At 65.2% G+C, this 25,994-nt stretch carries 25 protein-coding genes; 9 read left to right on the top strand and 16 right to left on the bottom strand.

Annotated elements, in window-relative coordinates:
* Window positions 1-11: 11 nt before the first annotated feature.
* From AC58NV_RS08670 to AC58NV_RS08660, 3 genes are all read left to right on the top strand, one after another.
* A complete protein-coding gene (locus AC58NV_RS08670) occupies window positions 12-260 on the top strand; it encodes a hypothetical protein (protein ID WP_497226769.1) in 249 nt (82 codons plus the stop codon).
* 78 nt (window positions 261-338) lie between these two features.
* Window positions 339-1,535, top strand: coding sequence for a UbiH/UbiF family hydroxylase (locus AC58NV_RS08665; RefSeq protein WP_497226768.1), 1,197 nt, complete (start codon window positions 339-341; stop codon window positions 1,533-1,535).
* A 22-nt stretch (window positions 1,536-1,557) separates the two neighbouring features.
* Window positions 1,558-2,241 carry a M50 family metallopeptidase gene (locus AC58NV_RS08660; protein WP_497226767.1) on the top strand — a complete coding sequence of 228 codons (684 nt, stop codon included), beginning with the start codon at window positions 1,558-1,560 and terminating at the stop codon, window positions 2,239-2,241.
* On the opposite strand, the gene AC58NV_RS08655 is transcribed toward AC58NV_RS08660, so the two are convergent.
* From AC58NV_RS08655 to AC58NV_RS08645, 3 genes are all read right to left on the bottom strand, one after another.
* Window positions 2,238-3,362 carry an aminotransferase class V-fold PLP-dependent enzyme gene (locus tag AC58NV_RS08655; protein ID WP_497226766.1) on the bottom strand — a complete coding sequence of 375 codons (1,125 nt, stop codon included), beginning with the start codon at window positions 3,360-3,362 and terminating at the stop codon, window positions 2,238-2,240. The genes AC58NV_RS08660 and AC58NV_RS08655 overlap by 4 nt on opposite strands.
* A 198-nt stretch (window positions 3,363-3,560) precedes the next feature.
* Window positions 3,561-4,019, bottom strand: a complete 459-nt coding sequence (locus tag AC58NV_RS08650; protein WP_497226765.1) for an Lrp/AsnC family transcriptional regulator — start codon at window positions 4,017-4,019, stop codon at window positions 3,561-3,563.
* Window positions 4,016-4,471: an Lrp/AsnC family transcriptional regulator gene (locus AC58NV_RS08645; protein ID WP_497226764.1), complete on the bottom strand. Its 456-nt coding sequence runs from the start codon at window positions 4,469-4,471 to the stop codon at window positions 4,016-4,018. The genes AC58NV_RS08650 and AC58NV_RS08645 overlap by 4 nt, the downstream gene beginning before the upstream one ends.
* Before the next feature lie 132 nt (window positions 4,472-4,603).
* On the opposite strand from AC58NV_RS08645, the gene ilvC reads away from it, so the two are divergent.
* From ilvC to AC58NV_RS08630, 3 genes are all read left to right on the top strand, one after another.
* Complete coding sequence (ilvC, locus tag AC58NV_RS08640) at window positions 4,604-5,626, top strand: ketol-acid reductoisomerase (protein WP_264212774.1); 1,023 nt, start codon at window positions 4,604-4,606, stop codon at window positions 5,624-5,626.
* Between the two features lie 89 nt (window positions 5,627-5,715).
* Window positions 5,716-6,624: a DMT family transporter gene (locus tag AC58NV_RS08635; protein WP_497226763.1), complete on the top strand. Its 909-nt coding sequence runs from the start codon at window positions 5,716-5,718 to the stop codon at window positions 6,622-6,624.
* Window positions 6,625-6,716: 92 nt separating this feature from the next.
* Window positions 6,717-7,622 (top strand): DMT family transporter, encoded by a 906-nt coding sequence (locus AC58NV_RS08630; RefSeq protein WP_497226762.1) that lies wholly within the window; start codon window positions 6,717-6,719, stop codon window positions 7,620-7,622.
* Between the two features lie 16 nt (window positions 7,623-7,638).
* Here the strand turns inward: AC58NV_RS08630 and glmM are convergent, their stop codons facing one another.
* The 9 genes from glmM to AC58NV_RS08585 all read right to left on the bottom strand — a co-directional run bounded on the left by glmM (window position 7,639) and on the right by AC58NV_RS08585 (window position 19,574).
* A complete protein-coding gene (glmM, locus tag AC58NV_RS08625) occupies window positions 7,639-8,985 on the bottom strand; it encodes a phosphoglucosamine mutase (protein WP_497226761.1) in 1,347 nt (448 codons plus the stop codon).
* 23 nt (window positions 8,986-9,008) lie between these two features.
* Complete coding sequence (gene folP / locus AC58NV_RS08620) at window positions 9,009-10,004, bottom strand: dihydropteroate synthase (RefSeq protein WP_497226760.1); 996 nt, start codon at window positions 10,002-10,004, stop codon at window positions 9,009-9,011.
* A complete protein-coding gene (locus tag AC58NV_RS08615; RefSeq protein WP_497226759.1) occupies window positions 10,001-10,921 on the bottom strand; it encodes a dihydroneopterin aldolase in 921 nt (306 codons plus the stop codon). The genes folP and AC58NV_RS08615 overlap by 4 nt, the downstream gene beginning before the upstream one ends.
* A 130-nt stretch (window positions 10,922-11,051) precedes the next feature.
* Window positions 11,052-11,708 carry a cell wall hydrolase gene (locus AC58NV_RS08610; protein ID WP_497226758.1) on the bottom strand — a complete coding sequence of 219 codons (657 nt, stop codon included), beginning with the start codon at window positions 11,706-11,708 and terminating at the stop codon, window positions 11,052-11,054.
* A gap of 172 nt (window positions 11,709-11,880) precedes the next feature.
* Window positions 11,881-14,457: a putative PEP-binding protein gene (locus tag AC58NV_RS08605; RefSeq protein WP_497226757.1), complete on the bottom strand. Its 2,577-nt coding sequence runs from the start codon at window positions 14,455-14,457 to the stop codon at window positions 11,881-11,883.
* Between the two features lie 177 nt (window positions 14,458-14,634).
* Window positions 14,635-16,860, bottom strand: a complete 2,226-nt coding sequence (gene glyS, locus AC58NV_RS08600) for a glycine--tRNA ligase subunit beta (RefSeq protein WP_497226756.1) — start codon at window positions 16,858-16,860, stop codon at window positions 14,635-14,637.
* Between the two features lie 10 nt (window positions 16,861-16,870).
* Entirely contained in the window at window positions 16,871-18,082 is a 1,212-nt protein-coding gene (gene gltS, locus AC58NV_RS08595; RefSeq protein ID WP_497226755.1) for a sodium/glutamate symporter, read from the bottom strand.
* Window positions 18,083-18,093: 11 nt separating this feature from the next.
* Complete coding sequence (locus AC58NV_RS08590; RefSeq protein WP_497226754.1) at window positions 18,094-18,615, bottom strand: DUF6446 family protein; 522 nt, start codon at window positions 18,613-18,615, stop codon at window positions 18,094-18,096.
* A 17-nt stretch (window positions 18,616-18,632) separates the two neighbouring features.
* Window positions 18,633-19,574 (bottom strand): glycine--tRNA ligase subunit alpha, encoded by a 942-nt coding sequence (locus AC58NV_RS08585; RefSeq protein ID WP_497226753.1) that lies wholly within the window; start codon window positions 19,572-19,574, stop codon window positions 18,633-18,635.
* A 254-nt stretch (window positions 19,575-19,828) separates the two neighbouring features.
* Between AC58NV_RS08585 and AC58NV_RS08580 the strand changes: the two genes are divergently transcribed.
* Window positions 19,829-21,595, top strand: coding sequence for a trypsin-like peptidase domain-containing protein (locus AC58NV_RS08580; RefSeq protein ID WP_497226752.1), 1,767 nt, complete (start codon window positions 19,829-19,831; stop codon window positions 21,593-21,595).
* Window positions 21,596-21,805: 210 nt separating this feature from the next.
* Here AC58NV_RS08580 and AC58NV_RS08575 read toward each other — a convergent pair whose 3' ends face one another.
* From AC58NV_RS08575 to AC58NV_RS08560, 4 genes are all read right to left on the bottom strand, one after another.
* The gene (locus AC58NV_RS08575) at window positions 21,806-22,447 is read right to left on the bottom strand and encodes an SDR family oxidoreductase (RefSeq protein WP_497226751.1); all 642 of its coding nucleotides are present in this window, start codon (window positions 22,445-22,447) and stop codon (window positions 21,806-21,808) included.
* Between the two features lie 28 nt (window positions 22,448-22,475).
* A complete protein-coding gene (locus AC58NV_RS08570; RefSeq protein ID WP_497226750.1) occupies window positions 22,476-22,976 on the bottom strand; it encodes a DUF1178 family protein in 501 nt (166 codons plus the stop codon).
* A gap of 78 nt (window positions 22,977-23,054) precedes the next feature.
* Window positions 23,055-23,828 (bottom strand): EcsC family protein, encoded by a 774-nt coding sequence (locus AC58NV_RS08565; RefSeq protein WP_497226749.1) that lies wholly within the window; start codon window positions 23,826-23,828, stop codon window positions 23,055-23,057.
* A 47-nt stretch (window positions 23,829-23,875) separates the two neighbouring features.
* Window positions 23,876-24,364, bottom strand: a complete 489-nt coding sequence (locus AC58NV_RS08560) for a GNAT family N-acetyltransferase (protein WP_497226748.1) — start codon at window positions 24,362-24,364, stop codon at window positions 23,876-23,878.
* 98 nt (window positions 24,365-24,462) lie between these two features.
* Between AC58NV_RS08560 and AC58NV_RS08555 the strand changes: the two genes are divergently transcribed.
* Both AC58NV_RS08555 and AC58NV_RS08550 read left to right on the top strand, forming a co-directional pair.
* Window positions 24,463-25,068, top strand: a complete 606-nt coding sequence (locus AC58NV_RS08555; protein WP_497226747.1) for a flavin reductase family protein — start codon at window positions 24,463-24,465, stop codon at window positions 25,066-25,068.
* 8 nt (window positions 25,069-25,076) lie between these two features.
* The gene (locus tag AC58NV_RS08550) at window positions 25,077-25,718 is read left to right on the top strand and encodes a CatB-related O-acetyltransferase (RefSeq protein WP_497226746.1); all 642 of its coding nucleotides are present in this window, start codon (window positions 25,077-25,079) and stop codon (window positions 25,716-25,718) included.
* Window positions 25,719-25,994: the final 276 nt, after the last annotated feature.

The following is a 25,994-nucleotide window of genomic DNA, read 5'->3' as shown; positions in this document are numbered from 1 at the left end:
GAGCCTGACCGATGAGCGCATATGCCCTTCCCGCCCAACTGACCCTGTGGCAGCGAATCCTGTTTGCCGTGCCGCTGCTGGGACGGATGATCAAGGAGGTCGCCTACGGCCCGGAAGAGAACATCTGGTACGCCCTTGCCACCTTTGTCAGCCTCTGGGGCTGCTCGATCATGCTGTTTGGCATTCCGGGCCTCTACATCCCTGCGCTGTGCATGGTGCCGGTGATGTTCCTGGTTCTGCTCTCCATCACCCGCGGCTAATTCCCCGCGCAGCAGGTTGCCGCTTGTCTTCCCCCTCCGTCAGGGCCTATTTCAGGGCAACAACGGAGGGCTGAGACCATGGCCGAGACCTGCGACATCCTGATTTCCGGCGGCGGCATTGCGGGACTGACCGCAGCCGCCGCTTTTGCGTCCAGCGGTTTTTCCGTCATCTGCGCCGACCCGGCCCCGCCGGTGACCGAACGCGACGCCGAAGGCGCTGACCTGCGCACCACCGCTTTCCTGCAGCCCGCGCAGGGACTGCTGGCACAATGCGGGATCTGGGCGCGGCTGGAAGAGCACGCTGCGCCGTTGCAGATCATGCGCATCGTCGACGCCGGCGGCGCCCGGCCGGAACCGCGGGTGGTCAAGGACTTCAACGCCGCCGATATCTCAGACCAGCCGTTCGGCTGGAACCTGCCCAACTGGCTCCTGCGGCGTGAAATGATTGCCCGGCTTGCGGAGCTGCCGAACGTGGATCTGCGCTTTGGCACCGGCACCACGGGCCTGTTCACCCGCACGGATGAGGCGCGAGTCAGCCTCAGTGACAGCAGTCAAGTGACCGCAAAACTGGTGGTGGCCTGTGACGGCCGCAATTCTCCGATGCGGGAGGCCGCGAATATTCCGGTCAAAACCACCCGCTACGGGCAAAAGGCGCTGGCATTTGCCGTCACCCACCCGGTGCCGCATGAAAACGTCTCCACCGAGATCCACCGCTCCGGCGGCCCGTTCACGCTGGTGCCGTTGCCCGACTACCAGGGTCAGCCGTCCTCCGCGATTGTCTGGATGGAACGCGGCCCCAAGGCGCAGGAACTGCTGAACCTCGAACCCGCCGCCTTTGAGGCCGCGATGACCAAACGCAGCTGCGGATTGTTCGGCGATCTGAAACTGGCGTCCCGCCGCACCATCTGGCCGATCATCAGCCAGTCGGCAGAGCGGCTGAACGGCGAGCGTCTGGCGCTGATGGCCGAAGCCGCCCATGTGGTGCCGCCGATCGGCGCGCAGGGATTGAACATGTCGCTCGGCGACCTGCGCAGCCTCCTGGAGCTGGCCCAGGCCCGCCCCGAAGGTCTGGGAGACGCCCCGATGCTGGCCGCCTACCACAAGGCCCGCCACAGTGAGATCCTGCTGCGGGTGAAGGGCATTGACCTCCTTAACCGCACCTCCATGCTGGCACCGCGCCCGCTGCGCGACCTGCGCGCCTTCGGCCTCAACGCGCTCTATTCCCTGGCCCCGGTGCGCAAGACGCTGATGCAGATGGGGCTGGGCGTCAAATAGCATGCAGGCTGCCGGACGCTTTATGAAAGGCCACTGGCAGCTCCTCTGCCTGACCCTAGCCATTGCCGCCCTCTGGCAAAACCCGGCACTGCTGCCTCTGCGCATCCTGACCGTGTTCCTGCATGAGGTCTCCCATGCGGCCATGACATTGCTGACCGGCGGCGATGTGGTCAGCCTGACCATCGACCCCTACGAGGGCGGCATGGTGGTTTCCCGCGGCGGCAGCCGTTTCCTGGGGCTGTCCGCAGGCTACACCGGATCACTGCTGATCGGTTCTGCCCTGTTCGTGATTGCCCTGCGCACCGATTGGGACCGCAGGGTTCTGGCCGCCTTCGGCGCAATCACCCTCGCTGTTGCCGCCTTCTATATCCGCGACCTCTTTGCGCTTTGCTTCACCCTTGCCACCGGCGCGCTGATGCTCGCCGCATCGCGCTACCTCAGCCTGAACATCAACGACATGATCCTTCGGGTGATCGGGGTCAGCAGCATGATCTACGCCCCGCTCGACATCTGGGACGACACCATTGCCCGTTCCCACCTGCGCTCGGACGCGCGGATGATGGCCGAGGAGTTCGGCGGTGCAACCATGCTGTGGGGAGGGATCTGGCTGGCGATCAGCCTCGGGGTGATCTGGCTCACCCTGCGCCACGGGCTGGGCCGCACAAGCAATATCCCCTTGCGCAGCCCAATCCGGATTTTGCGTTAAAGCACCTGATCCACGACGGTTTTCAGCCGCGCAATGGTGGCATCCACGTCATACAGCTTGTCGAGGCCGAAGAGGCCCAGGCGGAAGGTGCGGAAATCGGCGGGCTCATCGCACTGCAGCGGCACGCCTGCCGCGATCTGGGTGCCCAGCGCCAGGAACTTCTTGCCGTTCTGCACGTCCGGATCAGAGGTATAGCTCACCACCACACCCGGCGCGCCAAAACCATCGGCGGCCACCGAGGTGATGCCCTTTTCCTTCAGCAGTGCCCGCACGCCGTTGCCCAGCGCCCATTGCGCATCGCGCAGCTTATCGAAGCCGTATTCCTTGGTCTCCAGCATGGTGTCGCGGAACGCCTTCAGCGCATCTGTAGGCATGGTCGCGTGATAGGCGTGGCCGCCGTCCTCATAGGCCTTCATGATGGTGCGCCATTGCTTCAGATTGATGGCAAAGCTGTCCGAGGCGGTCTCTTCCAGCCGCGCCAGCGCGCGGTCCGAGAACATAACCAGACCGGCGGACGGAGACGCGCTCCAGCCTTTCTGCGGCGCGGAGATCAGCACATCGACACCGGTCGCCTTCATGTCGATCCAGGCGCAGCCCGACGCGATGCAGTCCAGCACCATCAGCGCGCCCACTTCATGCGCAGCTGCGGCCATGGCGGTCACATAATCGTCCGGCAGGATCACACCGGCAGCGGTTTCCACATGCGGGGCAAAGACGATATCCGGCTTCTGTTCCTTGATCCCAGCGACCACATCCGCAATCGGCGCGGGCTCAAACGGCGACGCGCTTTCGTTGCCGGTGCGGCGCGCCTTCATCACGGTCGAGGACGCGGTGAAGCCGCCCGCCTCAAAAATCTGGCTCCAGCGGTAGGAGAACCAGCCATTGCGCACGACCAGCGCATTGGCGCCGCGGGCAAACTGGCGCGCCACCGCCTCCATCGCATAGGTGCCGCCGCCCGGCACCAGCGCCACGGCCTCGGCGTTATAAACCTCTTTCAGCATCGCGTTGATGTCCAGCATCACCTGCTGGAAGGTCTTGGACATGTGATTGAGCGAGCGGTCGGTGAAAACCACCGAGAATTCATCCAGACCCTGCGGGTCCACGGTATCGAGCAATGCCATTGCGGCCTCCCTGAAATGTCTCACAAAACGGCTAGCCGGTGCTTCGGGTTTTGGCAAACCCTGACTTGGCATACATCGGAACTGCCGTTCTCCGAAGGCTGATATTGACGCCGGCCCGGCAAAAGGACAGCCCAGTCGCGACAGAAACCACCTGCATTTGCGCCAAGCCGGTTTCACATCGGCAACAAAAGTGCAGCTTCAGCCCAGCGGTCCCGGCCGCCGCTCCTCGCTCAGCAGCACATTGGCCTCGACATTGCCCACCCCCGGCAGGGTCATCACCCGGCGCCGCAGCACGCGCTCAAAATCTGAGATATCGCGCGCCGTCACCCGCAGGCGGTAATCATACATGCCCAGCACATGCTCCACCGTCTGCACCTCGGGGATTGCAGACACCGCGCGTTCAAAGTCCTCCAAGGACACCCGCCCCTTGGTCGCCAGTTTCACCCCCAGAAAGACGGTAACCCCGAACCCCAGCTTCTCCTTGTCCAGATCCAGCCTGCGGCCTGCGATGATCCCCGCCTCCTGCAGCCGCTTGATCCGCCGCCATGTGGCAGGCTGGCTGAGACCCAATTGCCGCCCCAGCGCCCCTGCCGACAAGGTCGCATCTTCGGACAGCGCCCGCAGGATAGCAAAATCCAGATCATCCAGCGCACTCATACCGGCAGCACCTCATCCGACTTGATCCGCGCCACATGCATCAGCGCCTCGATGTCCGTAATATGCGGCAGGTTCAGAATGGCGGCGCGGTAGATCTGCTGGTAGTGCGGCATGTCCCTCGCAATCACTGAAAGCCGCACATCCACCTGGCCCAGGAAGGTCTGGATCTCGATCACCTCGGCAATGCCGCGGGCGGCCTCGATGAACTCGTCAAAAGCCCGCGGATTGGTCTTGTCGAGCGTCACCCGCAGCGAGACCTCGACCTCATACCCCAAGGCCCGCCAGTCGATCACCGCGCGCTCGCCGAGTATGACGCGCGCCTCGCGCAGCTTCTCCAGCCGCCGCGACAGGCGCGAGGCCGTAAGCCCCAGCCGTTCGGCCAGATCCGGAATCGACTGCTCCGGGTCGCTTTGCATATAGCGCAGAATGCGCCGGTCGAGGTCATCAAGCATGATTTTATCACTATCAGTCAAAATGACGAATGACTACCGCAAAAAAACTGCGAAAATCATGCACAACAGCAATCGCCTTCCCCGCCCGCATGCCTATGATGCCCTCAAACACCAAACGAAAGGACGTGGATCATGCGCGTTTATTACGACCGCGATTGCGATGTGAACCTGATCAAGGACAAGAAAGTGGCCATCCTGGGCTATGGCTCCCAGGGCCACGCCCACGCGTTGAACCTGCGCGACTCCGGCGCCAAGAACCTTGTCGTTGCCCTGCGCGAAGGCTCCCCCTCCGCCAAGAAAGCCGAAGGCGAAGGCCTGAAGGTCATGGGCATCGCAGAAGCGGCGGCCTGGTGCGACGTGATCATGTTCACCATGCCCGACGAATTGCAGGCAGAGACCTACAAGAAATACGTCCACGACAACATCCGTCCGGGCGCAGCCATTGCATTCGCGCACGGCCTGAACGTGCACTTCGGCCTGATTGAGCCGAAAGAAGGCGTCGACGTCATCATGATGGCGCCCAAGGGCCCGGGCCACACCGTGCGCGGCGAATACACCAAAGGCGGCGGCGTGCCCTGCCTGGTTGCGGTCCACACCGACGCCACCGGCAAAGCGCTGGAAACCGGCCTGTCCTACTGCTCCGCCATCGGCGGCGGCCGCTCCGGCATCATCGAAACCAACTTCCGCGAAGAATGCGAAACCGACCTGTTCGGCGAGCAGGCAGTTCTCTGCGGCGGCCTGGTTGAGCTGATCCGCTGCGGTTTTGAGACCCTGGTCGAAGCCGGCTATGCACCGGAAATGGCCTACTTCGAGTGCCTGCACGAAGTGAAGCTGATCGTTGACCTGATCTATGAAGGCGGCATCGCCAACATGGATTACTCGATCTCCAACACCGCCGAGTACGGCCAGTACGTGACCGGCCCGCGCATCCTGAAGTACGACGAAACCAAAGCCCGCATGAAAGCGGTTCTGGAAGACATCCAGCAGGGCAAATTCGTCCGCGACTTCATGCTGGAAAACCAGGTTGGCCAGCCGACCCTGAAAGCCTCCCGCCGTGCCAACGACGAGCACCTGATCGAAGAGACCGGCGCCAAGCTGCGCGGCATGATGCCGTGGATCTCGGCCGGCAAGATGGTCGACAAAGAGAAGAACTAAGGCGCCCGCGGAACCCTCCGCTGACCTTACCTCTGCAGGGCGCTCCATTTTGGGGCGCCCTTTTTCATTTATTTCATTGAGGTTATCCGATGCCAGACTCCCCCGGCGCCGCCAATTGGGCCAAGCTTCTGTTCCTCGGCGTGATTTGGGGCGCCTCCTTCATGGCGGTGTCGCTGGCGCTGCGGGGCTTTCCGCCGATGACCATCGCCGCGCTCAGAATTTCGATCGGCGCGGTTTGCCTGCTGGCCGTCGTCTACGCGATGGGCATCGGCCTGCCCTCCCTCCGCACGCGTGACGGCCGCGTCATCTGGGCCTGCGCCATTGGCATGGGGTTCTTTACCAACGCCCTGCCCTTCACTCTTCTCAGCTGGGGTCAGACTTACGTGGCCAGCGGCTTTGCCGGGGTCTGCATGGCGGTGGTGCCGCTGTTTGTGCTGCCGCTGGCGCATGTGCTGGTCCCGGGCGAGCATATGACCCTGCGCCGCACCATCAGCTTCCTCATTGGCTTTGCGGGCGTTGTGGTGCTGATCGGGCTCGACGCCTTCCGCTCCGCCGGAACTGACTTTGAATCGCTTGCCCGCCTTGCCTGCCTCGGCGCCTCGCTTTGCTACGCCATCGGCTCGATCATCACCCGGCTCTGCCCGCAGGTGAACATGCTGTCGCTCTCCGCCGCGGCCCTTCTGTGCGGCGCTGCCATGATGACCCCCGCCGCGCTCTGGGCCGAAGGGGTGCCGGACCTGCCCGCCGCCCTGCCGCTTGGCGCCGTGATCTACCTCGGCCTGCTGCCAACGGCGCTGGCCCAAGTGCTGCTGGTGCAGGTTGCCCGCAGCGCCGGCCCTGCGTTCCTCTCCACGGTGAACTACCAGGTGCCGGTCTGGTCGGTGATCTTCGGCGCCGCACTTCTGGGAGAGACCCTGCCGCCGCAGCTGTTTGCCGCCCTGGCGCTGATCCTCGGCGGCCTCCTCCTCAGCCGCAGCCGACGCCCGCGCGCGGCGTGAAGCGCAAACTGTTCGATAGATAACAAAGCAATTGCCATTGACCCCGCCCGCCCGGCGGGGTCTTGTCGCGCGGTGAACGGCAAGAGGGACCCATGCCCGATATCGCACCGCGCTACTGGCTGATGATCGCCACCCTGGGCTTTGTCTGGGGCGCGACCTTTCTGCTGATCAAGCTGGCGCTGGACGGGATCACCCCGTTCTGGCTGGCGGCCGGGCGGATCGGCTTTGCCGCGCTGCTGCTGTGCGCGGTGTGGGGCTGGCGCGGGTTCAAGCTGTTCCGGGGCGAGGCCAACTGGCCCTCGCTGGTGATCATCGGCATCCTCAGCACCGCCCTGCCCTTCATGCTGATCTCCTGGGGCCAGCAGCATGTGTCCTCCGGCTTTACCGGCGTCAGCATGGCGGCGATCCCGTTGATGGTGCTGCCTCTGGCGCATTTCTTTGTGCCGGGCGAGCAGATGACCCTGCGCCGCCTGATCGGCTTTGCGATCGGCTTTGCCGGCGTCGCGCTGCTGATCGGCGGCAAGGCATTCAAAAGCAGCGGCGCGGAACTGGAGGCCTATGGCCGCGCCGCCTGCCTGTCGGCCGCGGCCTGCTACTCGGTCAGTTCGATCCTGACCCGCCGCCTGCCGCCGGTGGACCCGGTGGGGCTGGCCGCCGTCCTGCTGGTGATCGGCTGCTTCATCATCTTTCCGGCAGCCTGGGCCACCGAAGGCCCGCCGGTGATGCCGGATACCCGCACCCTGCTGATTGCCGCCATCCTCGGGCTGATCCCCACCGCCGCCGCCAACTTGCTGCGGGTGATCGTGGTGCGCGAAGCAGGCCCCACATTCATGACCCTCACCAATTACCAGGTGCCGGTCTGGGCGGTGGTGCTGGGCGCGGCGTTCCTGGGCGAGGAGCTGCCGCCCTCGATGCTGCTGGCTATGGTGATGATCCTGGGCGGCCTTGGCCTCAGCCAGTTCGGCAGGCTGAGCCGCCTGTTCCGCAAAGGGGGCTGACCGCCCTCTTGCCGGATCACTCCGCGACGGCAGCCTCCACTGCGGCGACCACGCTGTCCACCGCCAGCGTCATAAGTTCGGCGTCCTCGCTTTCCGCCATCACCCGCACCAGCGGCTCGGTGCCGGACTTGCGGATCAGCAGCCGGCCCTGACCATTCAGCATCTTCTCTGCCGCTGCAATGGCTTCCTGCACCCGGGCTTCCTCCAGCGGCATCTGTCCAGCCTGGAAGCGCACATTACGCAGCCGCTGCGGCACCGTTTCGAACTGATGCGCCAGCGCGGAGGCCTTCTTGTCCGTTTGCACCATCTCGGCCAGGAAATGCAGCCCCGCCATCAGCCCGTCGCCGGTGGTCGCATAATCGGTCATCACGATGTGGCCCGACTGCTCGCCGCCCAGGTTGAAGCCGCCCTCGCGCATACGCTCCACCACATAGCGGTCGCCGACGGCGGTGCGTTCCAGGCCCAGGCCCTTGCCGTTCAGATAGCGCTCGAGCCCCAGGTTCGACATCACAGTTGCCACCAGCGCGCCGCCTGCCAGCTGGTCCTGCTCGGCCCAGCGGGTCGCCAGCAGCGCCATCAGCTGGTCGCCATCGGCGACCGTGCCGGTCTCGTCGATCAGGATCACACGGTCGGCGTCCCCGTCCAGGCAGATGCCGACATGGGCGCCATGCGCCACCACTGCCTCTGCTGCGGTCTGCGGATGGGTGGACCCGCAGCCGCGGTTGATGTTCAGGCCATCCGGGGACACGCCCACCGGGATCACCTCAGCGCCCAGTTCCCACAGAACCTCAGGCGCGGTCCGGTGCGCTGCGCCATTGGCGCAGTCAATCACTACTTTCAGACCGTTCAGGCCCAGATTGCGCGGCAGGGAGCTTTTGACCCGCTCGCCATAGCGGAAGCGGGCGTCGTCGATCCGCTTGGCGCGGCCGATGTTGGCCGCCTGGGCCGGCTCGACGCCGGCCTCGACCAGCGCCTCGATTTCAATCTCGGCGCTGTCCGACAGCTTGAAGCCGTCAGGGCCAAAGAACTTGATGCCGTTGTCCTCGGACGGGTTGTGGCTGGCAGAGATCATCACCCCCAGATCCGCCCGCATCGAGCGTGTCATCAGCCCCACCGCGGGCGTCGGCACCGGCCCCAGCAGCAGCACATTCATGCCGGTCGAGGTCAGCCCCGCCGTCAGCGCATTTTCAAACATGTAGCCGGACAGCCGGGTATCCTTACCGATCACCACCCGGTGCACCCCGGTGCCATCGCGCCGGAAATAACGCCCGACGGCGGCGCCGATGCGCAGCGCCATCTCGGCAGTCATGGGATGGGTGTTGGCAGTGCCGCGCACGCCATCGGTACCAAAGAGTTTCCGCATTATGCTTTCCTGCCTAAAAGGCCTTACCGGACTGCCTGCCAAAGCCGCAGCGCCTGAACCGTCTCGGCCACGTCATGCACCCGCAGGAATTGCACGCCTTGCGCCAGGGCCGCAAGCCCCACGGCAATCGAGCCCGGGGCGCGGGCATCAGCGCGCGGCTCCCCGCCGATGGTGCCGATGAGTTTTTTACGGGACACGCCCAGCAAGATCGGACAGCCCAGCCCGTGGAACAGGCTGAGATTGCGCAAGAGAATAAGATTATGCTCCTGCGTCTTGCCGAAACCGATACCTGGATCGATCACGATCTGCTCACGCACCACACCGATGGCCTCCAGCCGGTCGATCTGCGCGCTCAGGAAGTCATAGACATCCAGCAGTACGTTTGCGTATTGCGGATTCTCCTGCATGGTGGCGGGGTCGCCCTGGGCATGCATGATGCAGACCGGAACGCTGGCCTGCGCCGCCAGGGGCGCCAGCGCCGGATCAAAGGTGAAGCCGGAGACATCGTTCAGCAGGTTTGCGCCCGCCTCCAGTGCTTCCATGCCCACCGTGGCCTTGCGGGTGTCGATGGAGACAGGCACCGGGCTTTCGGCGCGGATCGCGGCGATCACAGGGGCGGTGCGTTCGATTTCCTCGGCTTCGTCGACCTCTTCGGCGCCAGGACGCGTGGATTCGCCACCGACGTCGATAATGGTGGCTCCGTCAGCGGCCATCTGCAGCGCCGCGGCCTTGCCGGCTTCAACTCCGGCATGCTTGCCGCCATCCGAGAAACTGTCCGGCGTCACGTTCAGGATGCCCATGATCTGCGGCTGGGTCATGTCCAGCCCCGCGATCGACGCGCGCCGCGCGCTCAGGCGGCGGCGCTCAGCCTCGGGCACCAGGCCGGCAGGCACGATCCGCGGCGGCGCCTCGCGGCTGAGAATCTCAACCTCGGTGAACCACAGGGCACTGCCCGCCAGCGGGACCGCGCCTTCGGGGCGCGCCTCGCCGTGCTGAACCAACGGCCGGTAATATGTCACAGTTGTGCTTGCTCCACGCTGACGGCCCGCAAGGGGACGCCGGGATTATCAGGCAAATCCCCGCCAAGCACAATCATTTCACCTGCCTCGAAGGTGGCAGCGAACCAGGCCGCCAGCGCCACCGAGTTCGAGGGCGGTGCCGAGGGCCCTTCCACCGCGTCCAGCACGATCTTGGAGGGGGCCCAGACGCAGATCTGGCCGTTCTTCATTGCCCAGTCCAGCTCTGTCCGGGTCGAGACCACCACGCAGCGGTCATCCTTGGCCGCCAGCCGCCAGGCGTTCTGTTCGATCGCCAAGAGATCGATCCGCCGCTGCGTCCATTTGTGGCCGGTCGTGGGAACCGCCAGCGGATGGGTGCCGACACAAAGGATCAGCGGCCGCTTGCGGCATTCCATCTGGTCGATCCAACCGGTCAGGTTTTCGCTGTCTATGGCATCGTTGGACAGGTACATCAGCCGCGGATGCGGGCGGTCCAGTTCGCCGGCCAGATGGCTGATCTGATCCTTGGAGCGCACCACCTCGACGCCCAGCGCACCGGGGCCGCGGTCCAGCTTCTCGATCCGCACGAATGCGCGCACCGCCTGATGCTCCAGCAGGATCCGTTCGGCCACGCGTTCCGCCAGTGTCTCCAGCAGGTTCAGCCGCTCCGCCGCCAGCTCATGGGCGATTGCCTCCGTCACCTTGTCATAGGACAGGATCCGGTCGACGTCGTCATCCAGATCCTTGGGCAGCGGCGATACTTCCACCACCACATTGAAGCAGATCCGCTGGGTGGTGCCCCTCTCGGCCTGAAACGCGCCGATCTCCACCTCGACGGTATGATCGCGCAGCGAAATCCGGTCCAAAGGCCCGGGAGCAGCAGTGGCCATGGAACGCTCGGACGGATGCGCAAAGGCAAGGCGGATTTCAGAGGGCATGGCAGAACGGGCCTTTGGCTGGCTGTGTCGGGTGATGGGTCCCAACAATAGACTTTCGGCGCCTTCTTAACAGTCCCGCATACGCCATGCCAGTAGCAGAAAGCGGCACATGCATGCCGCCTTCAAGCCATCAGTTGCTCATCGCGGTCTGATAGCGATCGTCGCGGTAGAACACATGCACGCCGATGCGCGTGGTGTTTGTGAAGACCCGGCTCCAGCGCGGCCGCACTGCGGTGGTGTGATAGTAGGTTGCACCTTCCGTCAGCTCGGACTTTAGCCCGTCCAGCGCCACGCGCGCCACCTTGGCAACCCGCTGGTACGCCTTCTTCTCGCGGATCACTTCCTTGTGGCCGTCGCAGGTATAGGTGAACTGGCACTGGTACTTGCGCCCGGTCCCCTGATTGATCACTGCACAAGGCGTGTCCGGGAACTGCTCGCTCTTGACCCGGTTCAGGATCACCTCGGCCACCGCGAACTGGCCCTTTACGGACTCGCCGCGCGCCTCGAAGTACAGCGCCTCGGTCAGGCAGGCGAACTGTTCGCCGCCTGTCGCTTTCGGCTGGTCGTCCAGCCACGCCTTGGAGTACTCCACCTGTTGCGTGCCGGTCTTGCGGCTCTTGAACGGATTGGAGCGAAATCCGAAAAATCCGCTGAACTTCCGCGCAGGCACCGCGTTCAGACTGGCCTGCTCACGCTCGATCAGCGTATCCAGGCCGGTTTCGGCAGCAACACTCTTACCCATCGCGATGGTGGCAGCCATCACGGCAATCATAGTCAACAATTTCATTCAGGGTTCCCCCGTCCTAGCAGCTTGCAGCCGGTTGCCCCGGCCACATGCGGTCGCATCCCTTAATGGAAATGGCCCGAAACGTCCAGCTTGCCAGCCAAGGCTGCGACAGCATGGTTAACGCATACGCTGAGCCACCCCCCGTTCCGGAGGCTGGATGACCTGATTTTTCTTAATATTTAGTGTAAGTTGGCGCGACCTGCCCGGTTTTGCTGCCGATCGCCAGCTGGGCGGCGGCTAACCGCGCAACCGGCACACGAAAAGGCGAACACGAAACGTAGTCAAAGCCCGCGTCACGGCAAAATGCAATCGATTCGGGGTTGCCGCCATGCTCGCCGCAGATCGACAGCGTGATGCCGCCGTTCTCCGCCCGGCCGCGCTGAACCCCCAGTTTCAGCAGCTCGCCGACCCCGTCGGTGTCCAGAACATGGAACGGATCCTCCGGAAACACCCCCTGATTCACATACTCCGACATGAACCGCCCGGCGTCATCGCGCGACAGGCCATAGGCCATCTGCGTGAGGTCATTGGTGCCGAAGCTGAGGAAGGCCGTATGCGGCGAAATCTCCCCTGCCCGGAGAGCGGCCCGCGGCGTTTCCACCATCACCCCCAGCCGGTAGGTGAAATCCTCACCGCGCTCCAATTTGACCGCCGAGGCCACCGCGTCGATGCGGGCCTTGACCAGCTCCACCTCGCGTTTGGCCGAAACCAGCGGGATCATGATCTCCGGCACCACCGGCTCGCCCCATTTCGAGGCCTCCAGGGTGGCTTCGAAGATGGCGCGCGCCTGCATGTCATAGATTTCCGGCACCGTGACCCCCAGCCGCACCCCGCGCAGGCCCAGCATCGGGTTGTATTCGTCCATCTCCTCAACCCGGCGGGTCACATCGCTGACCGGAATGCCCAAGGCCTCCGACAGCTCGCGCTGGCCGGTCTTGGTGGCAGGCAGGAACTCGTGCAGCGGCGGGTCGAACAGGCGGATGCAGACCGGCATTCCCTCCATGATCCGGAACAGCTCGCGGAAATCGTCGCGCTGCATCGGCAGCAGACGCTCCAGCACCGCCTCCCGGCCCGAAGGCGTCTCGGCAAAAATCATCTCCCGCATCACGGTCAGCCGCCCGGGTTCAAAGAACATGTGCTCCGTCCGGCAGAGGCCAATGCCCTGCGCGTTGAATTTACGTGCCATTTCAGCATCTTCCGGCGTATCCGCATTGGCCCGGATACCGATATCCCGGGCCTCGTCCGCCCAGGTCAGCAGGGTCAGCAGCGCGCCGTCTTCTGCGGCCTCCAGCATCCGCGGCTGCCCGGCCAGCACCTGGCCGGTGCTGCCATCAATGGTTATGGTATCGCCCGGCTTGAACACCCGGCCGTCCGCAGCCTCCAGCATCTTGCGCTTGCTGTGGAATTTCATGTTGGAGGCGCCGACGATGCACGGCAGCCCCAGGCCGCGGCCGATCACCGCCGCGTGGCTGGTCATGCCGCCCTTCTCGGTCAGCACGCCGGCAGCGGCATGCATGCCGCGCACGTCCTCCGGCGAGGTCTCCCGCCGCACCAGAATGCAAGGCTCACCGCGGGCCGCGCTGGCCTGCGCGCCGGCCGCGGTAAACACAAGCTTGCCGGTTGCCGCACCGGGGCTTGCGGCAATGCCGCGGCCGATCACATCGCGCTCGGCATCCGGTGCCACCTGGCGGTGCAAAAGCTCGTTCAGGATGTGCGCGTCGACCCGCATCAGGGCTTCTTCCTTGGGGATCACCCCATCCTCGGCCAGCGCCACCGCAATCCGCACCGCCGCCTGCGCCGTGCGCGTCACCCGCACCCCGTCCAGGATATGCACCCGGCCATTTTCGACGACAAACTCCAGCTGCATCTCCTCGCGCAGCTTCTCCCGCATCAGCGCCGCATGGGCTTTCAGATCGGCAAAGGCCTCCGGCGCCAGTTCCTCCAGCGACAGCCCGCGGGCATCCTTGGCCAGATACAGCGCCTTGGCTCCGGCGCCCAGCGCGTCGCGCCCCTGGCTCTGGCTCAGGTATCGGCCGGTCAGCAGCGGCATGCCGGTGGTGGAATTCACCAGCTGCAGCACGCCCGATCCGCATTCGCCCTGGCCCACGCCCGGAATCATTTCCTGCACCACCAAGCCCAGGCCCGCATCGGCCGGCGCGCCCTTGGCCTGGCGCAGCAGCCGCGCCGAGGTGCCCTCCCAGGCCCGCGCCATCGAGCGCAGGACAGCCGCCAGCTGCTCGCCCGGGTCCTGCGGGAACGGCTCGTCGGTCTCCGCCTCGTAGGCATGCAGAATCTCGCTCAGCGCATCCGGGCCGCCATCCTCGACATCGTCGAACACATCCGGGTCCAGCCGCGCCACATGCACCGCATAAGACTGCACAAACCGCAGATACAACGCCGCCGCAGCCCCCCGCCCCAGGGTGTCGCACAGGTCGACATAGCGCGCATCGTTCATGCCGATGTTCAGGATCGCCCCCGGTCCGCCCCAATCGGGGTCTTCCGAGGACGGGCGCACGCACAGCAGCGCCTCCGGATCGAATTCAGCCAGCACCAGGTTCAGGTCCGGCATCTGCCCTTCGGCAATAGCGTGCACCGCATCAAAGGACAGCGCCACCGTGCGCGGCACCGGCAGGTCCAGCCGCACCAGCCGCTGCAGGCATTTCGCCCGGCCGCCATGGGTGGCCGTGGCCACCGGCGCGGTGGCGGTGATGAGGCAGGCCGGCGGGGTCTGTTCGAAATCTTTCTGCACTGCAGCACGTCTCCTTTGCAAGTCACCATAAGGCGATGACGCGACGGCGCAAGAGTCTTGTAACAGGGCAGCGACGGATAAAGCCGGCGCGGATACGGAAAACCGGCCTTCCCTTGCGGAAAGGCCGGTCCCTGCGGGGCAAGTATTTTTGGGAAGATGAAAGAGCGGGCGGCTCTCTCAGCCTTCAACTTTGGTAAGGTCGGCAACCTGGCCGCAGACCTGGCGGATCTGGCCCAGCAGGTTCAGGCGGTTGCGGCGGATAATGTCATTCTCCGCATTCACCTGCACCGCTTCAAAGAACGCATCGACCGGTGCGCGCAGGGCGGCCATGCCCCGCATGGCAGCCGCGAAATCTTCGGCCTCGATGGCCGGAGAGATCGCCGCCCCGCCTGCCTCCAGCGCATCGAACAGCGCGGTTTCGGTTTCGTCCTCGGCAAATTTGCGGTCGGCGCCGAACGAGTACTCAACCCCGTCCTTTTCCTCGGCCTGGCTGAGGATGTTGTTGGCGCGCTTGAAGCCCTGCAGCAGGTTGGTGCCGTCCTCGGTCTTCAGGAAATCCTCCAGCGCCCGGGCCCGTTTCACCAGCAGGGTCAGATCGTCATTGCCGTCCATTGCAATGCAGGCGTCGATCACATCATGGCGGATGCCCTGGTCGCGCAGGAACACCTTGAGGCGGTCATGGAAGAACGAGAGGAGGTCGTCCGAAGTGTCCGGAACTTTCCTCTCCAGGTTCAGGAAGGCTTCCGCAGGGGAGGCGCCAAGGCTGTCTTTCACGGCCTCGAAGGCCGAACCGAATACCCCATGTTCTGCAATTTCGTTCAGCAGGTCATTCACATTCTCCTCAGGCAGCGCACCGTTGGCGGCACTTTCGGCCCGCAGAAGCTGACTGTCGAAGAACCGGTCCAGCGGCATCCGCACATCATTCTCCAGCACCAGCCGGATCACCCCCAGCGCGGCGCGGCGCAGGGCAAAGGGGTCTTTCGAGCCGGTGGGCTTTTCATCAATCGCCCAGAAGCCGGTCAGCGTGTCCAGCTTGTCGGCCAGCGCCACGGCAACCGAAACCGGCTCCGACGGCACATCATCGCCCGGCCCCAGCGGCGAGTAATGCTGCTGGCAGGCGTTTGCCACGTCCTGCGGCAGCCCCGCAGCCTCGGCATAGTAGCGGCCCATCAGGCCCTGAAGCTCGGGGAACTCATAGACCATCTCAGACGACAGGTCGGCCTTGGCCACCCGCGCCGCCTGCCTTGCCAGATCCGCATCGGCGCCCACCACCGGCGCGATCTCCCGCGCCAGCGCGGCGATGCGGTCGATGCGCGCCGCCTGGGTCCCGAGCTTGTTGTGGAAGGTCACGTTGCCCAGGTTTTCCACCCAGGCGCTCATGCCTGCCTCGGATTTCGCGGTGCGCAGGTCGTTCTCCCAGAAGAACTTGGCATCCGCCAGACGCGCCGACAGCACCTTCTGGTTGCCCGCCAGGATGGTCGCGCCATTGTCCGCGGTCTCGCGGTTGGCGACGGTGATGAACTTCTCGATCCGCCCGGTCTTGGGGTTCTTCACCGAGAAGAACTTCTGATGCTCCTTCATCGAGGTCTGCAGCACCTCCGGCGGCAGCGCCAGGAACTCTTCGTCGATGGCGCCCATCAGCACCACCGGCCATTCGACCAGCCCGGCAACCTCAGCCAGCAGACCGTTGTCTTCGACCACATCCAAACCGTTGGCAAAGGCCTGATTGGTGGCTTCCTGCCAGATCGCCTCGGCGCGCTCGCGGGCATCCAGCACCACATGGGCGCGCTTCAGCTTGGCGGCGTAGTCGTCAAAGCCGGTAACGCTGATCTCCTCCGGCGCCATGAAGCGGTGGCCGCAGGTGGTGCTGCCGGACTTGATGCCGTCAATGTCCAGATCCACGACGGAGGCGCCTGCCTCATCCGACAGGATGCACAGGATCGAATGCAATGGCCGCACCCAGCGCAACGCACCTGCGCCCCAGCGCATCGACTTCGGCCAGGGGAAGTTGCGGATGGTGTCTTCCAGCACTTCGGCAATGATCTCCGCCGCCGGGCGGCCCGGCTTTTCGATCATCGCGAAATAGACCGCACCCTTGGGGGTCTCGCGTTCCTCCAGCTGATCACGGGTCAGCCCCGCGCCGCGCAGGAAGCCCTCGATCGCCTTTTCCGGCGCGCCGACCTTGGGGCCCTTGCGCTCTTCCCGAACCGTGGGGCTTTCGGCCAGCAGGCCATCGACCGCCAGGGTCAGGCGGCGCGGCGTCGACAGCGCTGCGGCACCGGCATAGGTGAGGCCCGCCTCGACCAGGCCATCGGTCACGCGCTTCTTCAGGTCCTCGGCCGCACGCGTCTGCATGCGGGCCGGGATTTCCTCGGAAAAGAGTTCAATGAGCAGGTCGGGCATCTGGATGTCCTCAGAAGTTCACAATCGCCTGGATGACGATCGCATTGGCGATATCAACAAAGAAGGCGGATACAAGGGGGAGCACGACGAAGGCAATAGGCGAAGGCCCATACCGTTTCGTGACAGCGGTCATATTGGCAATAGCGGTCGGGGTGGCGCCCAGCGCAAAGCCGCCAAAGCCGGCGGCCAGCACCGCAGCGCGGTAGTTGCTTCCCATGACCGGGAACAGAACCCAGATCACGAAGGCCACAGTCAGCAGCGTTTGGGCGGCCATGATCACGGCAATCACGATCCCCAGCTCAGCAATCGTCCACAGCTGCAGGCTCATCAGCGACATCGCCAGGAACGCGCCCAGGGCAAACTCCGAAATCAGCGCCAGCGACCGCGTGCGCGAGACCGGCTGCGCGGCAGGCACCAGAGTGCTGCGCAGGTTCGAAATCACAATGCCCATGATCAGGCACGGCACGAACAGCGGCAGCTTCAATCCGGCCGCTGCAATTGCGCCATGCAGGAAAAAGCCCAAGATGATCGCAAGGTTCAGATACAGCAGAACCCGCATCACGGTCTGGTGATCAATCCGGGAGACCGCCGCCCCGCCCTCGTCGGGCAGTCCGACCGTGTGCTGCTCATCCGGGCGGTCAGGGGCAAGGCTGCGGCCCTCGACCAGCAGCCGCGCAATCGGCCCGCCGATCAGGGCAGCCAGCACCAGCCCCAGGGTGGCAACCGCCACCCCCAGCTCGGCTGCCCCCTCAATTCCCGCAGCCTGTGCGACTTCGGGGGCCCAGGCGATGGCAGTGCCATGCCCGCCGATCAGCGCCGCCGAGCCGAACAAAACCCCCGTCTGTAACGGGTAGCCGAACAGCACCGCCCCGGCGGCACCAATCACATTCTGTGCAACAATGGTCACCAGCGTCAGGACGAGCAGCAGCAGCAGCGGCCGCCCGCCTGCAATCAGGTCCGAAAGCCGCGCATTGAGGCCGATGCAGGCAAAGAACAGAACCAGCAGAAAGTCGCGCGGCGCCAAGTCAAAGGACAGCTCAAGACCGAACAGCAAGAACATGCCCAGAACCGCCAGCGAGCCCAGCAGCCCGCCCGTCACCGGTTCGGGAATGTTGAAACGCCGCAGCGCATCAACGCGCGCGTTGATCTCCGCCCCTAGCAGATAGATGGCAAATCCCAGCGTAAGCGTGAGAAATCCGGGTATCTGGTAGGTTTCACCCACAGGAACCCCTGTCAGTTCTCAGGCCGCGGCGGGCATTCCTCGCCCACCACGGTGCCGTCATAGGCTTTCTGGCCGCAGTCATTTAGCTCATGCCAGACATAGCCGCGGCCCTCATTGGTGACAGCAACAATCCGGTCGACGCCATAAGAGATGTTCTTGACCGACAGGAACGACTTGGCAGAGCCATCGGCCAGCTTGGCGCCGATGGCAGCGGCATCGAAGCACTCGAACCAGTCCGGCGCGTTGCGCGGCTCGGTCTTGTCCGACAGGGTAAAGACCTGCGCCAGTTCATCCGGCGACACCTTGGTGGTGAAACAGGCCCGGTAACGGATGGGGGAGCTGTCGGCGTCAATCGCCTCGAAATCCGCATAGGCAATCGGCTGCCCCTCGCCGCCGTCCAGCGGCACCAGCACCACGTCGCGGCCCGGCTGCAGCGCGACCTCGTCATAGAAGCCATAGACCTGCAGGTAATACATCGCCCCCCCGGCGGCGAGGCCGGAGACGATCAGGATCAGGGCCAGAAGTTTCCCCATAACGTGCTGCCTCCTGCTCAGGCCGCGCTCTCAGCCGAATACCCGCCGGCTTCGGTCTGCACAAAGGCATCGGCGCATTGCTTGGCCAGCGCCCGGACGCGGCCGATATAGGCTTGGCGTTCGGTGACGGAAATCACCCCGCGGGCATCCAGCAGGTTGAAGATGTGCGAGGCCTTGATGCACTGGTCATAGGCCGGATGCGCCATGACGATCCGCTTGCCGGTCTTGGGATCCTCGTGCTCCTGCGCCAGGATCGTGGCGCATTCGGCCTCGGCCTCCTCAAACTGGCGCAGCAGAACCTCGGTGTTGGCCACGTCAAAGTTCCAGCGCGCGTATTCTTCCTCGGTCTGCTTGAACACGTCGCCATAGGTCAGCGGGATCATCGCATCCGGGTCGTTGAAGGGCATGTCCATCACGTGATCGACACCCAGCACATACATCGCCAGACGCTCCAGGCCATAGGTCAGCTCACCCGACACCGGGTGGCAGTCATGGCCGCCGACCTGCTGGAAATAGGTGAACTGGCTGACTTCCATACCGTCGCACCAGACTTCCCAGCCCAGGCCCCAGGCGCCCAGCGTCGGGCTTTCCCAGTCATCCTCGACAAAGCGGATATCGTGCATCGCCATATCGACGCCGATCGCCTCAAGGCTGCCCAGGTACAGCTCCTGCAGATCCGGCGGGCTCGGTTTGATCAGCACCTGATACTGGTAATAATGCTGCAGCCGGTTCGGGTTCTCGCCGTAGCGCCCGTCGGTCGGGCGGCGCGAGGGCTGCACATAGGCCGCGGCCCAGGCCTTGGTCCCCAGCGAGCGCAGCGTGGTCGCCGGGTGGAAGGTGCCGGCGCCGACTTCCATGTCATAAGGCTGCATCACCGCGCAGCCTTTGGCGGCCCAGTAATTCTGGAGCCTCAGGATAATCTCTTGGAAGGAGCGCGGCGCGCCGTTGGTCTGGGTCATCTCTCATCCCTTTGGGGGCAGCTAAGGCAGCAATTGCGGGGATCTTCCTATGCAAGGCTTATGGCAGGGTCAACGCCCTCCGGGTGCATAGACCGCAGCTGCGCCCCCAAGCCCGCAGCGCATCGGCAACAAAAGTGCGGGAATGCGGCAACGGGCCGGGAATTCCCCCTGCCGTGAGGAGTTCCCTTTGCCGCCGCAAAATGCTTAATCTCCGCGGCAAGAATAAGAGCACTTCCGGGATACGAGGCCCACACATGAAAAAACTGTTTGCCGCTCTGGCCCTGCCGCTGATTGCGCTGGCCATTGCGTTCACGGCGCCGGTTTCGGCGCAAAGCAGCCGCGATGCGGTCTGGATCCAGATCGCCGCCCGCCCTTCCTTGCGCGAGGCTGAAAACGAGGCCCGCAGCTATGCCGCCCGTCTGCCCGATGTTTCCGGCTATGCGCTAGGCGGCGGCTGGTACGGCGTGGTCCTGGGCCCCTATGCCCGCGAGGACGCAGAGCGCGTGCTGCAGGTCTACCGCGCCGAAGGCCAGATTCCGCGCGACAGCTTCATCGCGTTCCAGCGCAACCTGCGCAGCCAGTTCTACCCGGTGGCCGCGGATGCCACCCTGCCTGCGGAACCGGCGCCTGCTCCGGCACCGGCTCAACCTGCGGTGCAGGAACCCCAGCAGCAGGCTGCCCTGCCTTCCACCCTGCCCGATGAAACTCCGGCCCAGGCGCGCCGCAGCGAAAGCGCGCTCAGCCGCGAACAGCGGATGGACTTGCAGGTCGCGCTGAAAGCAGCAGGGTTCTACAATTCCGGCATCGACGGCGCCTTCGGCCGCGGCACCCGCGCCTCGATGAGCGACTGGCAGGCCGCCCGCGGCTTTGAGCCGACCGGCGTGCTGACCACCGCCCAGCGCCAGGTGCTGATGGACGAATACAATGCGCCGCTGATCTCCGTCGGCATGGCCCGTGTTGAAGACGCCAAGGCAGGCATCGCGCTGCAGATTCCGGCGGATGAGGTTGCCTTTGATCGCTATGAATCGCCCTTTGCCCATTACACCAGCAAAGGGGATCTGGGCGCCCAGGTTCTGCTGATCAGCCAGCCCGGCGACAAGCGCACCCTGTTCGGCCTCTATGACATCCTGCAGACGCTGGAAATCGTGCCGCTGGAAGGCCCGCGCCAGCGCAGCTCTGACAGCTTCACCATCGAAGGCCGCAACGGCAAGATCGTCTCCTTCACCCAGGCCAGCCTGAAGAACGGCGAGATCAAGGGCTTCACCCTGATCTGGCCGGCCGGCGACGAAGAGCACCGCGCCCGCGTGCTGGCGGCGATGCAGCAAAGCTTCACCCGCCTCGACGGGGTGCTGGACCCGGCGGCCGGCGGCGACGCGGTGCAGAGCATCGACCTGGTCTCCGGCCTGGAAGTCCGCAAGCCGAAACTGTCGCGCACCGGTTTCTTCGTGGACGAGGGCGGCAGCGTACTGACCACCTCCGATGTGGTGGCGGGTTGCACCCGGATCACTCTGGATCACGGCTACAAGGCTGAGGTGGCGGCCAATAACACCGCCGACGGCATTGCGATCCTGAAGCCCGCGCAGGCGCTGGCACCTGCCGCCGTGGCCGGCCTCAGCACCGCCTCGCCGCGGCTGCAGTCCGAGGTCGCGGTCTCCGGCTTCTCCTACGAAGGCGTGCTTGGCGCTCCCAGCCTCACCTGGGGCAAGATCGCCGATGTGAAAAGCCTCGACGGCAACACCAATGTCGCCCGTCTGGATCTGACCGCACAGCCCGGCGATGCCGGCGGCCCGGTTCTGGATGCAACCGGCGCGGTGCTGGGGATGCTGCTGCCGCAGCGGACCGGCAGCCAGCAGCTGCCCGAAGGTGTGAGCTTTGCGGTCAACGCCGAGGCGATCCGCAGCGCCTTGAACGCCGCCGGCGTGACCCCCGCCGCACAGCCCGCTTCCGGCGGCAGCCTGCCCAATGCGGCAATGACCCGGCTCGCCTCCGGCATGACCGTTCTGGTCAGCTGCTGGGAGTAGCGGCGCAAGCCTCTGCTACGGGCCTGTATGTCCAAAACAACAAAGCCGGCGCGGATTTCGCGCCGGCTTTTCAGTTTCAGACGCTCCCGGCGGCTTGCCGTCTTCGGAAAATCAGTCCCGCGCGGCGCCCGGCCCAAGGCCGCCAGCAAGGCTGGTGCAGCCAGGCCCCTGCGGGCGCGGGAGAGGACCCCGCGGCCTGCCGGCGGCGGCTCAGTAAGGGTGGATGCGGCCGTCCCAGGTGTGAAAGCAGCCGGAGGTCTCCAGGGTCAGGACATCGAACTCATTGATCAGCCCCGCCACCGACTCCTGCACCGTGATTTCTCCGTCATACCCGCCCATGTCGGTCTGCACCCAGCCCGGGTGGTAGATGCCCACGGCAATCCCCTCCGGTTTCAGATCGGTGGCCAGGTTGCGCCCGATGTTGAGCGCGGCCGCCTTCGACGCGCGATAGGCATAGCTGCCGCCCGGCGCCCGGCTGTGGCTCGCCATCTGCGACGACAGAATGGCGATCTTGGGGCTGTCCGCCAGCCGCAGGTTGGGCAGCATCGCCTGCACCGTCAGGAACACGCCGGTCACATTGGCGGCCAGGGTCTTGGTCCAGACCTCGGCCGAGTAATCCTCCAGCCCCATCGCCTTGTCGATATAGACCCCGGCATTGCAGACCAGCAAATCCACCGGGCGCCCCTTGATCTGGGCGGCAAAGCGCGCCTGCTGGCCCGGGTCGGAGACATCCAGTTTGACACCCGAGGAATGGTCCCGCGAGGTGCCCGTCACCTCATGGCCCGCGTCCCGCAGCTGCTTCACCAGCTCCTTGCCGATCCCGCGGCTGGTTCCCGTTACAACTGCATGCATTCTGCCCTGCCCTTCAGCTTGATATTCGTCAGTTTGATTTCCGGCCCGGGCGGAACGGCAGCGGCATCACCGGCACCCCTTCCTCGATCAGCTCCCGCGCATCTTCCAGCTTGGCCTCGCCGTGGATCGCCCGCTCCGGCGCCTCGCCCAGGTGCATCGCCCGCGCCTCGCGCACGAAATTGCCGCCGACATAGTCGGAGTTTTCCTCAACCTTCTTGCGCAGCTCTGCCAGCGCCTTTTCCACCTCGCCTGAGGGGCGGCTCAGCATGCCCGGTCTTGACGGAGCAGGCGCAGGCGCAGGGACTGGCGCAGCTGCCGGCGCGGCCTGCGGTTCCGGCTCGCCGACACCGGACACGGCCTTGCGGCCCGGGCGCACCCGCGGCGCCATGATGGCCTTCTGCACCTGAGTGCCGCCGCAGACCGCACAGGACACCATCCCGGCTGCCGCCAGCTTGTCAAAAGCCGCCGCCGACTGGAACCAGCTGTCGAACGCATGCCCGTCCGCACATTTGAGGCTGTATTGAATCATGCTTTCTCTCTTAGCAGGAAAGGCTGATTAAATCTGCCTTTCCGGCAAGCGCAAGAGGTCTCTGTGTCCGCCGCGCAGCTACCGCGCGCCATTCTGGTTCTGCAGCCGCTGCCGCAGCCGTCCCGTCAGCTCCTCCGGCGCCACATCCGCCTCCACCGCCAGCCTTCTCAGGCCAAAGTGCACATGCGCCATCTCCCGGTAATAGCCGGAAAACACATAGTTCACCGCCGCCCCCGCCACGGCGCCGGCAACCGGCACCGCCTGTGCCGCCAGTTTCTGCCCCAGCACCGCACCCAGCTTGGGCGCCACCTGCGCAATCAGCTTGTGCAAGGCCCCGGGCAGCCCTAGCCGGACAGACACAAACCCCAGGTCGGCCCCGTCATCCTCCGCCAGCGGTCCCGCCGCGGCAAACACCTGGATACAGTCAAAGGTCACGCTTTCGGCCTCGGGATCAAACCCTTCCTCCGCCGCCGCGCTCTGGATGGTGCGCAGCAGAAAGGCGGTGGTGGCCGGCAGCTCCACCAGAGCGCCCGGCAGCCCCGCAGCGCCGCCCGCGGCCCCCATCGCCGCGCTCACCATCCGGTCAACGCCGGGCTTCTGGTCCGGCACCAGGCGGCGCGACTGGCTGGCCCCCTTCATGGCCACCCGCAACGCGGTCTCCGTTGCGCCGGTCAGCCCTGCCCGCACCGGTTCCGGCAGCCGCTCCAGCAGGCTCTCGCCGCTGCCGCCCAGCCGGTTCAAAAGGTCGACGCCAAAGCCGCCCGCCGCCCGGTAACGCTGTGCCAGCGCGTCCAGCTCGGCCTCGATTTCCTGCGGGGTATAGGCCCGCGCGTTTGTCAGAACATCTGCCACATGTGCCTCCTCTGCCCTCCTAAAGATCGGCAGCTGAAGGCACAATTTCAAGCCTGCCAGCGGGTCACCAGCCCCTGCACGCCGCCCCAGGCACCCTCCTGCAGCGCCAGTCCCAGAACCCGTTCCGGGTTGGTCGGCGGCGGCATCTCGACACCGGTCAGCTTGGTAAAACCAAACCGCTGGTAATAGGGCGCATCCCCCACCAGCATCACCCTGGCCCAGCCGGTTTCCTCCGCCTTTGCCAGACTGTCGCGAATCAACGACCCGCCCAGGCCTTCGCCCTGCCGCGTCGGATGCACCGCCACCGGCCCCAGCAGCAGCGCTGAGGCACCGCCGATCAGAACCGGCCAGTACCGGATTGCTGCGGCCAGAATGCCATCGCTGTCGCGCGCCACTTCGCTCAGGCCCTCAACCGGCGGCACCCCGTCGCGCAGGCGGTAAGACGACAGCGCCTCGCGCCCGGGCGCAAAGCACAAGTCGTACAGCGCCTCGACCTCCCACCGGTCGTCCGGCTGCTCTGCCCTCAATTCGATCACGCCGCCCCTGCCTCCGCATTCTTCCCTGCAGGCTGGCGTTTGGCCTAGCATGAGCGTAAGCCTTGGGCAAACATCTATGACCAGAGCAGGAAACAGAAATGTTCTACCGGCCCGAGGACGGCCACGGCCTCCCTCACAATCCGTTCAACGCCATTGTCACGCCGCGCCCGATCGGCTGGATCTCCAGCCGTTCCGCCGACGGCGTCAACAACCTGGCCCCCTATTCCTTCTTCAACGCGGTGGCCTATACCCCGCCGCAGGTGATGTTTGCCTCCACCAGCAGCAAGCCGGACCAGCAGGGCACCAAGGATTCTGTGGCCAATATCGAGGCCACCGGCGTCTTTTGCGTCAACGTGGTGTCCTACGCGCTGCGCGAGGCAATGAACGCCAGCTCCGGCGCGCTGCCCAAGGACGTGGACGAATTCGACCATGCCGGTCTTGAGGCCGCGGAGTGCGAAACCATCGCCTGTTCCCGTGTCGCCGCAGCCCCGGCAGCGCTGGAGTGCAAGCTCACCCAAATCGTCACCCTGCCGGGCGAGGCCAACAAGGTGGTGTTCGGCGAAGTGACCGGCGTGCACATGCGCGACGACTGCCTGCGCGACGGCGCCTTCGACGTCACCGCGTTCCAGCCACTGGCCCGCCTCGGCTACCGTGACTATTCGGTGGTTCGCGACCTGTTTTCCCTGTCCCGCCCCGGAGAATAAGGCCTGCCATGCCCCTGCCCGATCCCAGAAAACGCAACCCGATCATCCTGCCGGACGGCACGCCCCACGCGGGCACGGTGATGCTGAGCCGGGTGCTGGAGCATCCGAACATCAAGGCAGGAGATTACTCCTATGCCTCGGATTTCGACCCGCCGCAGGACTGGGCGCAGCATCTGGCGCCCTACCTGTTCCCCGGCGCCCGTGAGCGGCTGGTGATCGGCCGTTTCTGCCAGATCGCCCACGGCGCGCGTTTCATCACCGCCTCTGCCAACCACGCCCAGGACGGCCTTAGCTGCTACCCCTTCCCGGTGTTCGACCCGGATCAGATGCCAGGCTTCCAGCCCGACACCCGCGACACCATCGTGGGCAATGACGTCTGGATCGGCTACGGCGCGCTGATCCTGCCCGGCGCCCGCATCGGTGACGGCGCCATCATCGGCGCCGGCGCCGTGGTGCGCGGCACGGTGCCGCCTTATGCCATCGTCACCGGCAACCCCGGCGCGGTGCACAGCTTCCGCTTCTCCAAACCGCAGATCGCCCGGCTGCTGGCGCTCAAATGGTGGGACTGGCCCGCGGAGCTCATCACCCGCGCCGAACCGGCGCTGCTGTCCGGCGATCTCGACATGCTGGAATCCCTCGCCCCGGATTAACGCCCCTGCCCCTGCACTTGCTGGTCCGGAGCCGCCGTCGACTGAGGCCGGACGGGCATCGCCCGCAGCGGCGGGCCAGCAGAATTGCCGAGGCTCCGCGCCGCCAGGCGTGGATACGGCCATTGTGCTGGCGCGGCGCGAGGACCGGTGGCAGGCACGGATCAGGGGATGGAGGATGCGGACCAGCCTTTGCTGGTATGGTGAGCCAGAAGCCCCTCTTCAAATCAGAAAACCCGCGGTTCACCAGAACCGCGAGCCTCATTGTTCAATATGACA

The organism is Leisingera sp. ANG49, from assembly GCF_059694505.1.
This window is presented reverse-complemented; position numbering and strand designations above follow the sequence as displayed.

What these genes read in the sequence shown, in the direction of transcription:
- AC58NV_RS08670 (WP_497226769.1), top strand. Translation starts at nt 12, where the DNA reads ATGAGCGCATATGCCCTTCCCGCCCAACTGACCCTGTGGCAGCGAATC.
- AC58NV_RS08665 (WP_497226768.1), top strand. Translation starts at nt 339, where the DNA reads ATGGCCGAGACCTGCGACATCCTGATTTCCGGCGGCGGCATTGCGGGA.
- AC58NV_RS08660 (WP_497226767.1), top strand. Translation starts at nt 1,558, where the DNA reads ATGAAAGGCCACTGGCAGCTCCTCTGCCTGACCCTAGCCATTGCCGCC.
- AC58NV_RS08655 (WP_497226766.1), bottom strand. Translation starts at nt 3,362, where the DNA reads ATGGCATTGCTCGATACCGTGGACCCGCAGGGTCTGGATGAATTCTCG.
- AC58NV_RS08650 (WP_497226765.1), bottom strand. Translation starts at nt 4,019, where the DNA reads ATGAGTGCGCTGGATGATCTGGATTTTGCTATCCTGCGGGCGCTGTCC.
- AC58NV_RS08645 (WP_497226764.1), bottom strand. Translation starts at nt 4,471, where the DNA reads ATGCTTGATGACCTCGACCGGCGCATTCTGCGCTATATGCAAAGCGAC.
- ilvC (WP_264212774.1), top strand. Translation starts at nt 4,604, where the DNA reads ATGCGCGTTTATTACGACCGCGATTGCGATGTGAACCTGATCAAGGAC.
- AC58NV_RS08635 (WP_497226763.1), top strand. Translation starts at nt 5,716, where the DNA reads ATGCCAGACTCCCCCGGCGCCGCCAATTGGGCCAAGCTTCTGTTCCTC.
- AC58NV_RS08630 (WP_497226762.1), top strand. Translation starts at nt 6,717, where the DNA reads ATGCCCGATATCGCACCGCGCTACTGGCTGATGATCGCCACCCTGGGC.
- glmM (WP_497226761.1), bottom strand. Translation starts at nt 8,985, where the DNA reads ATGCGGAAACTCTTTGGTACCGATGGCGTGCGCGGCACTGCCAACACC.
- AC58NV_RS08615 (WP_497226759.1), bottom strand. Translation starts at nt 10,921, where the DNA reads ATGCCCTCTGAAATCCGCCTTGCCTTTGCGCATCCGTCCGAGCGTTCC.
- AC58NV_RS08610 (WP_497226758.1), bottom strand. Translation starts at nt 11,708, where the DNA reads ATGAAATTGTTGACTATGATTGCCGTGATGGCTGCCACCATCGCGATG.
- glyS (WP_497226756.1), bottom strand. Translation starts at nt 16,860, where the DNA reads ATGCCCGACCTGCTCATTGAACTCTTTTCCGAGGAAATCCCGGCCCGC.
- AC58NV_RS08590 (WP_497226754.1), bottom strand. Translation starts at nt 18,615, where the DNA reads ATGGGGAAACTTCTGGCCCTGATCCTGATCGTCTCCGGCCTCGCCGCC.
- AC58NV_RS08585 (WP_497226753.1), bottom strand. Translation starts at nt 19,574, where the DNA reads ATGACCCAGACCAACGGCGCGCCGCGCTCCTTCCAAGAGATTATCCTG.
- AC58NV_RS08580 (WP_497226752.1), top strand. Translation starts at nt 19,829, where the DNA reads ATGAAAAAACTGTTTGCCGCTCTGGCCCTGCCGCTGATTGCGCTGGCC.
- AC58NV_RS08575 (WP_497226751.1), bottom strand. Translation starts at nt 22,447, where the DNA reads ATGCATGCAGTTGTAACGGGAACCAGCCGCGGGATCGGCAAGGAGCTG.
- AC58NV_RS08570 (WP_497226750.1), bottom strand. Translation starts at nt 22,976, where the DNA reads ATGATTCAATACAGCCTCAAATGTGCGGACGGGCATGCGTTCGACAGC.
- AC58NV_RS08555 (WP_497226747.1), top strand. Translation starts at nt 24,463, where the DNA reads ATGTTCTACCGGCCCGAGGACGGCCACGGCCTCCCTCACAATCCGTTC.
- AC58NV_RS08550 (WP_497226746.1), top strand. Translation starts at nt 25,077, where the DNA reads ATGCCCCTGCCCGATCCCAGAAAACGCAACCCGATCATCCTGCCGGAC.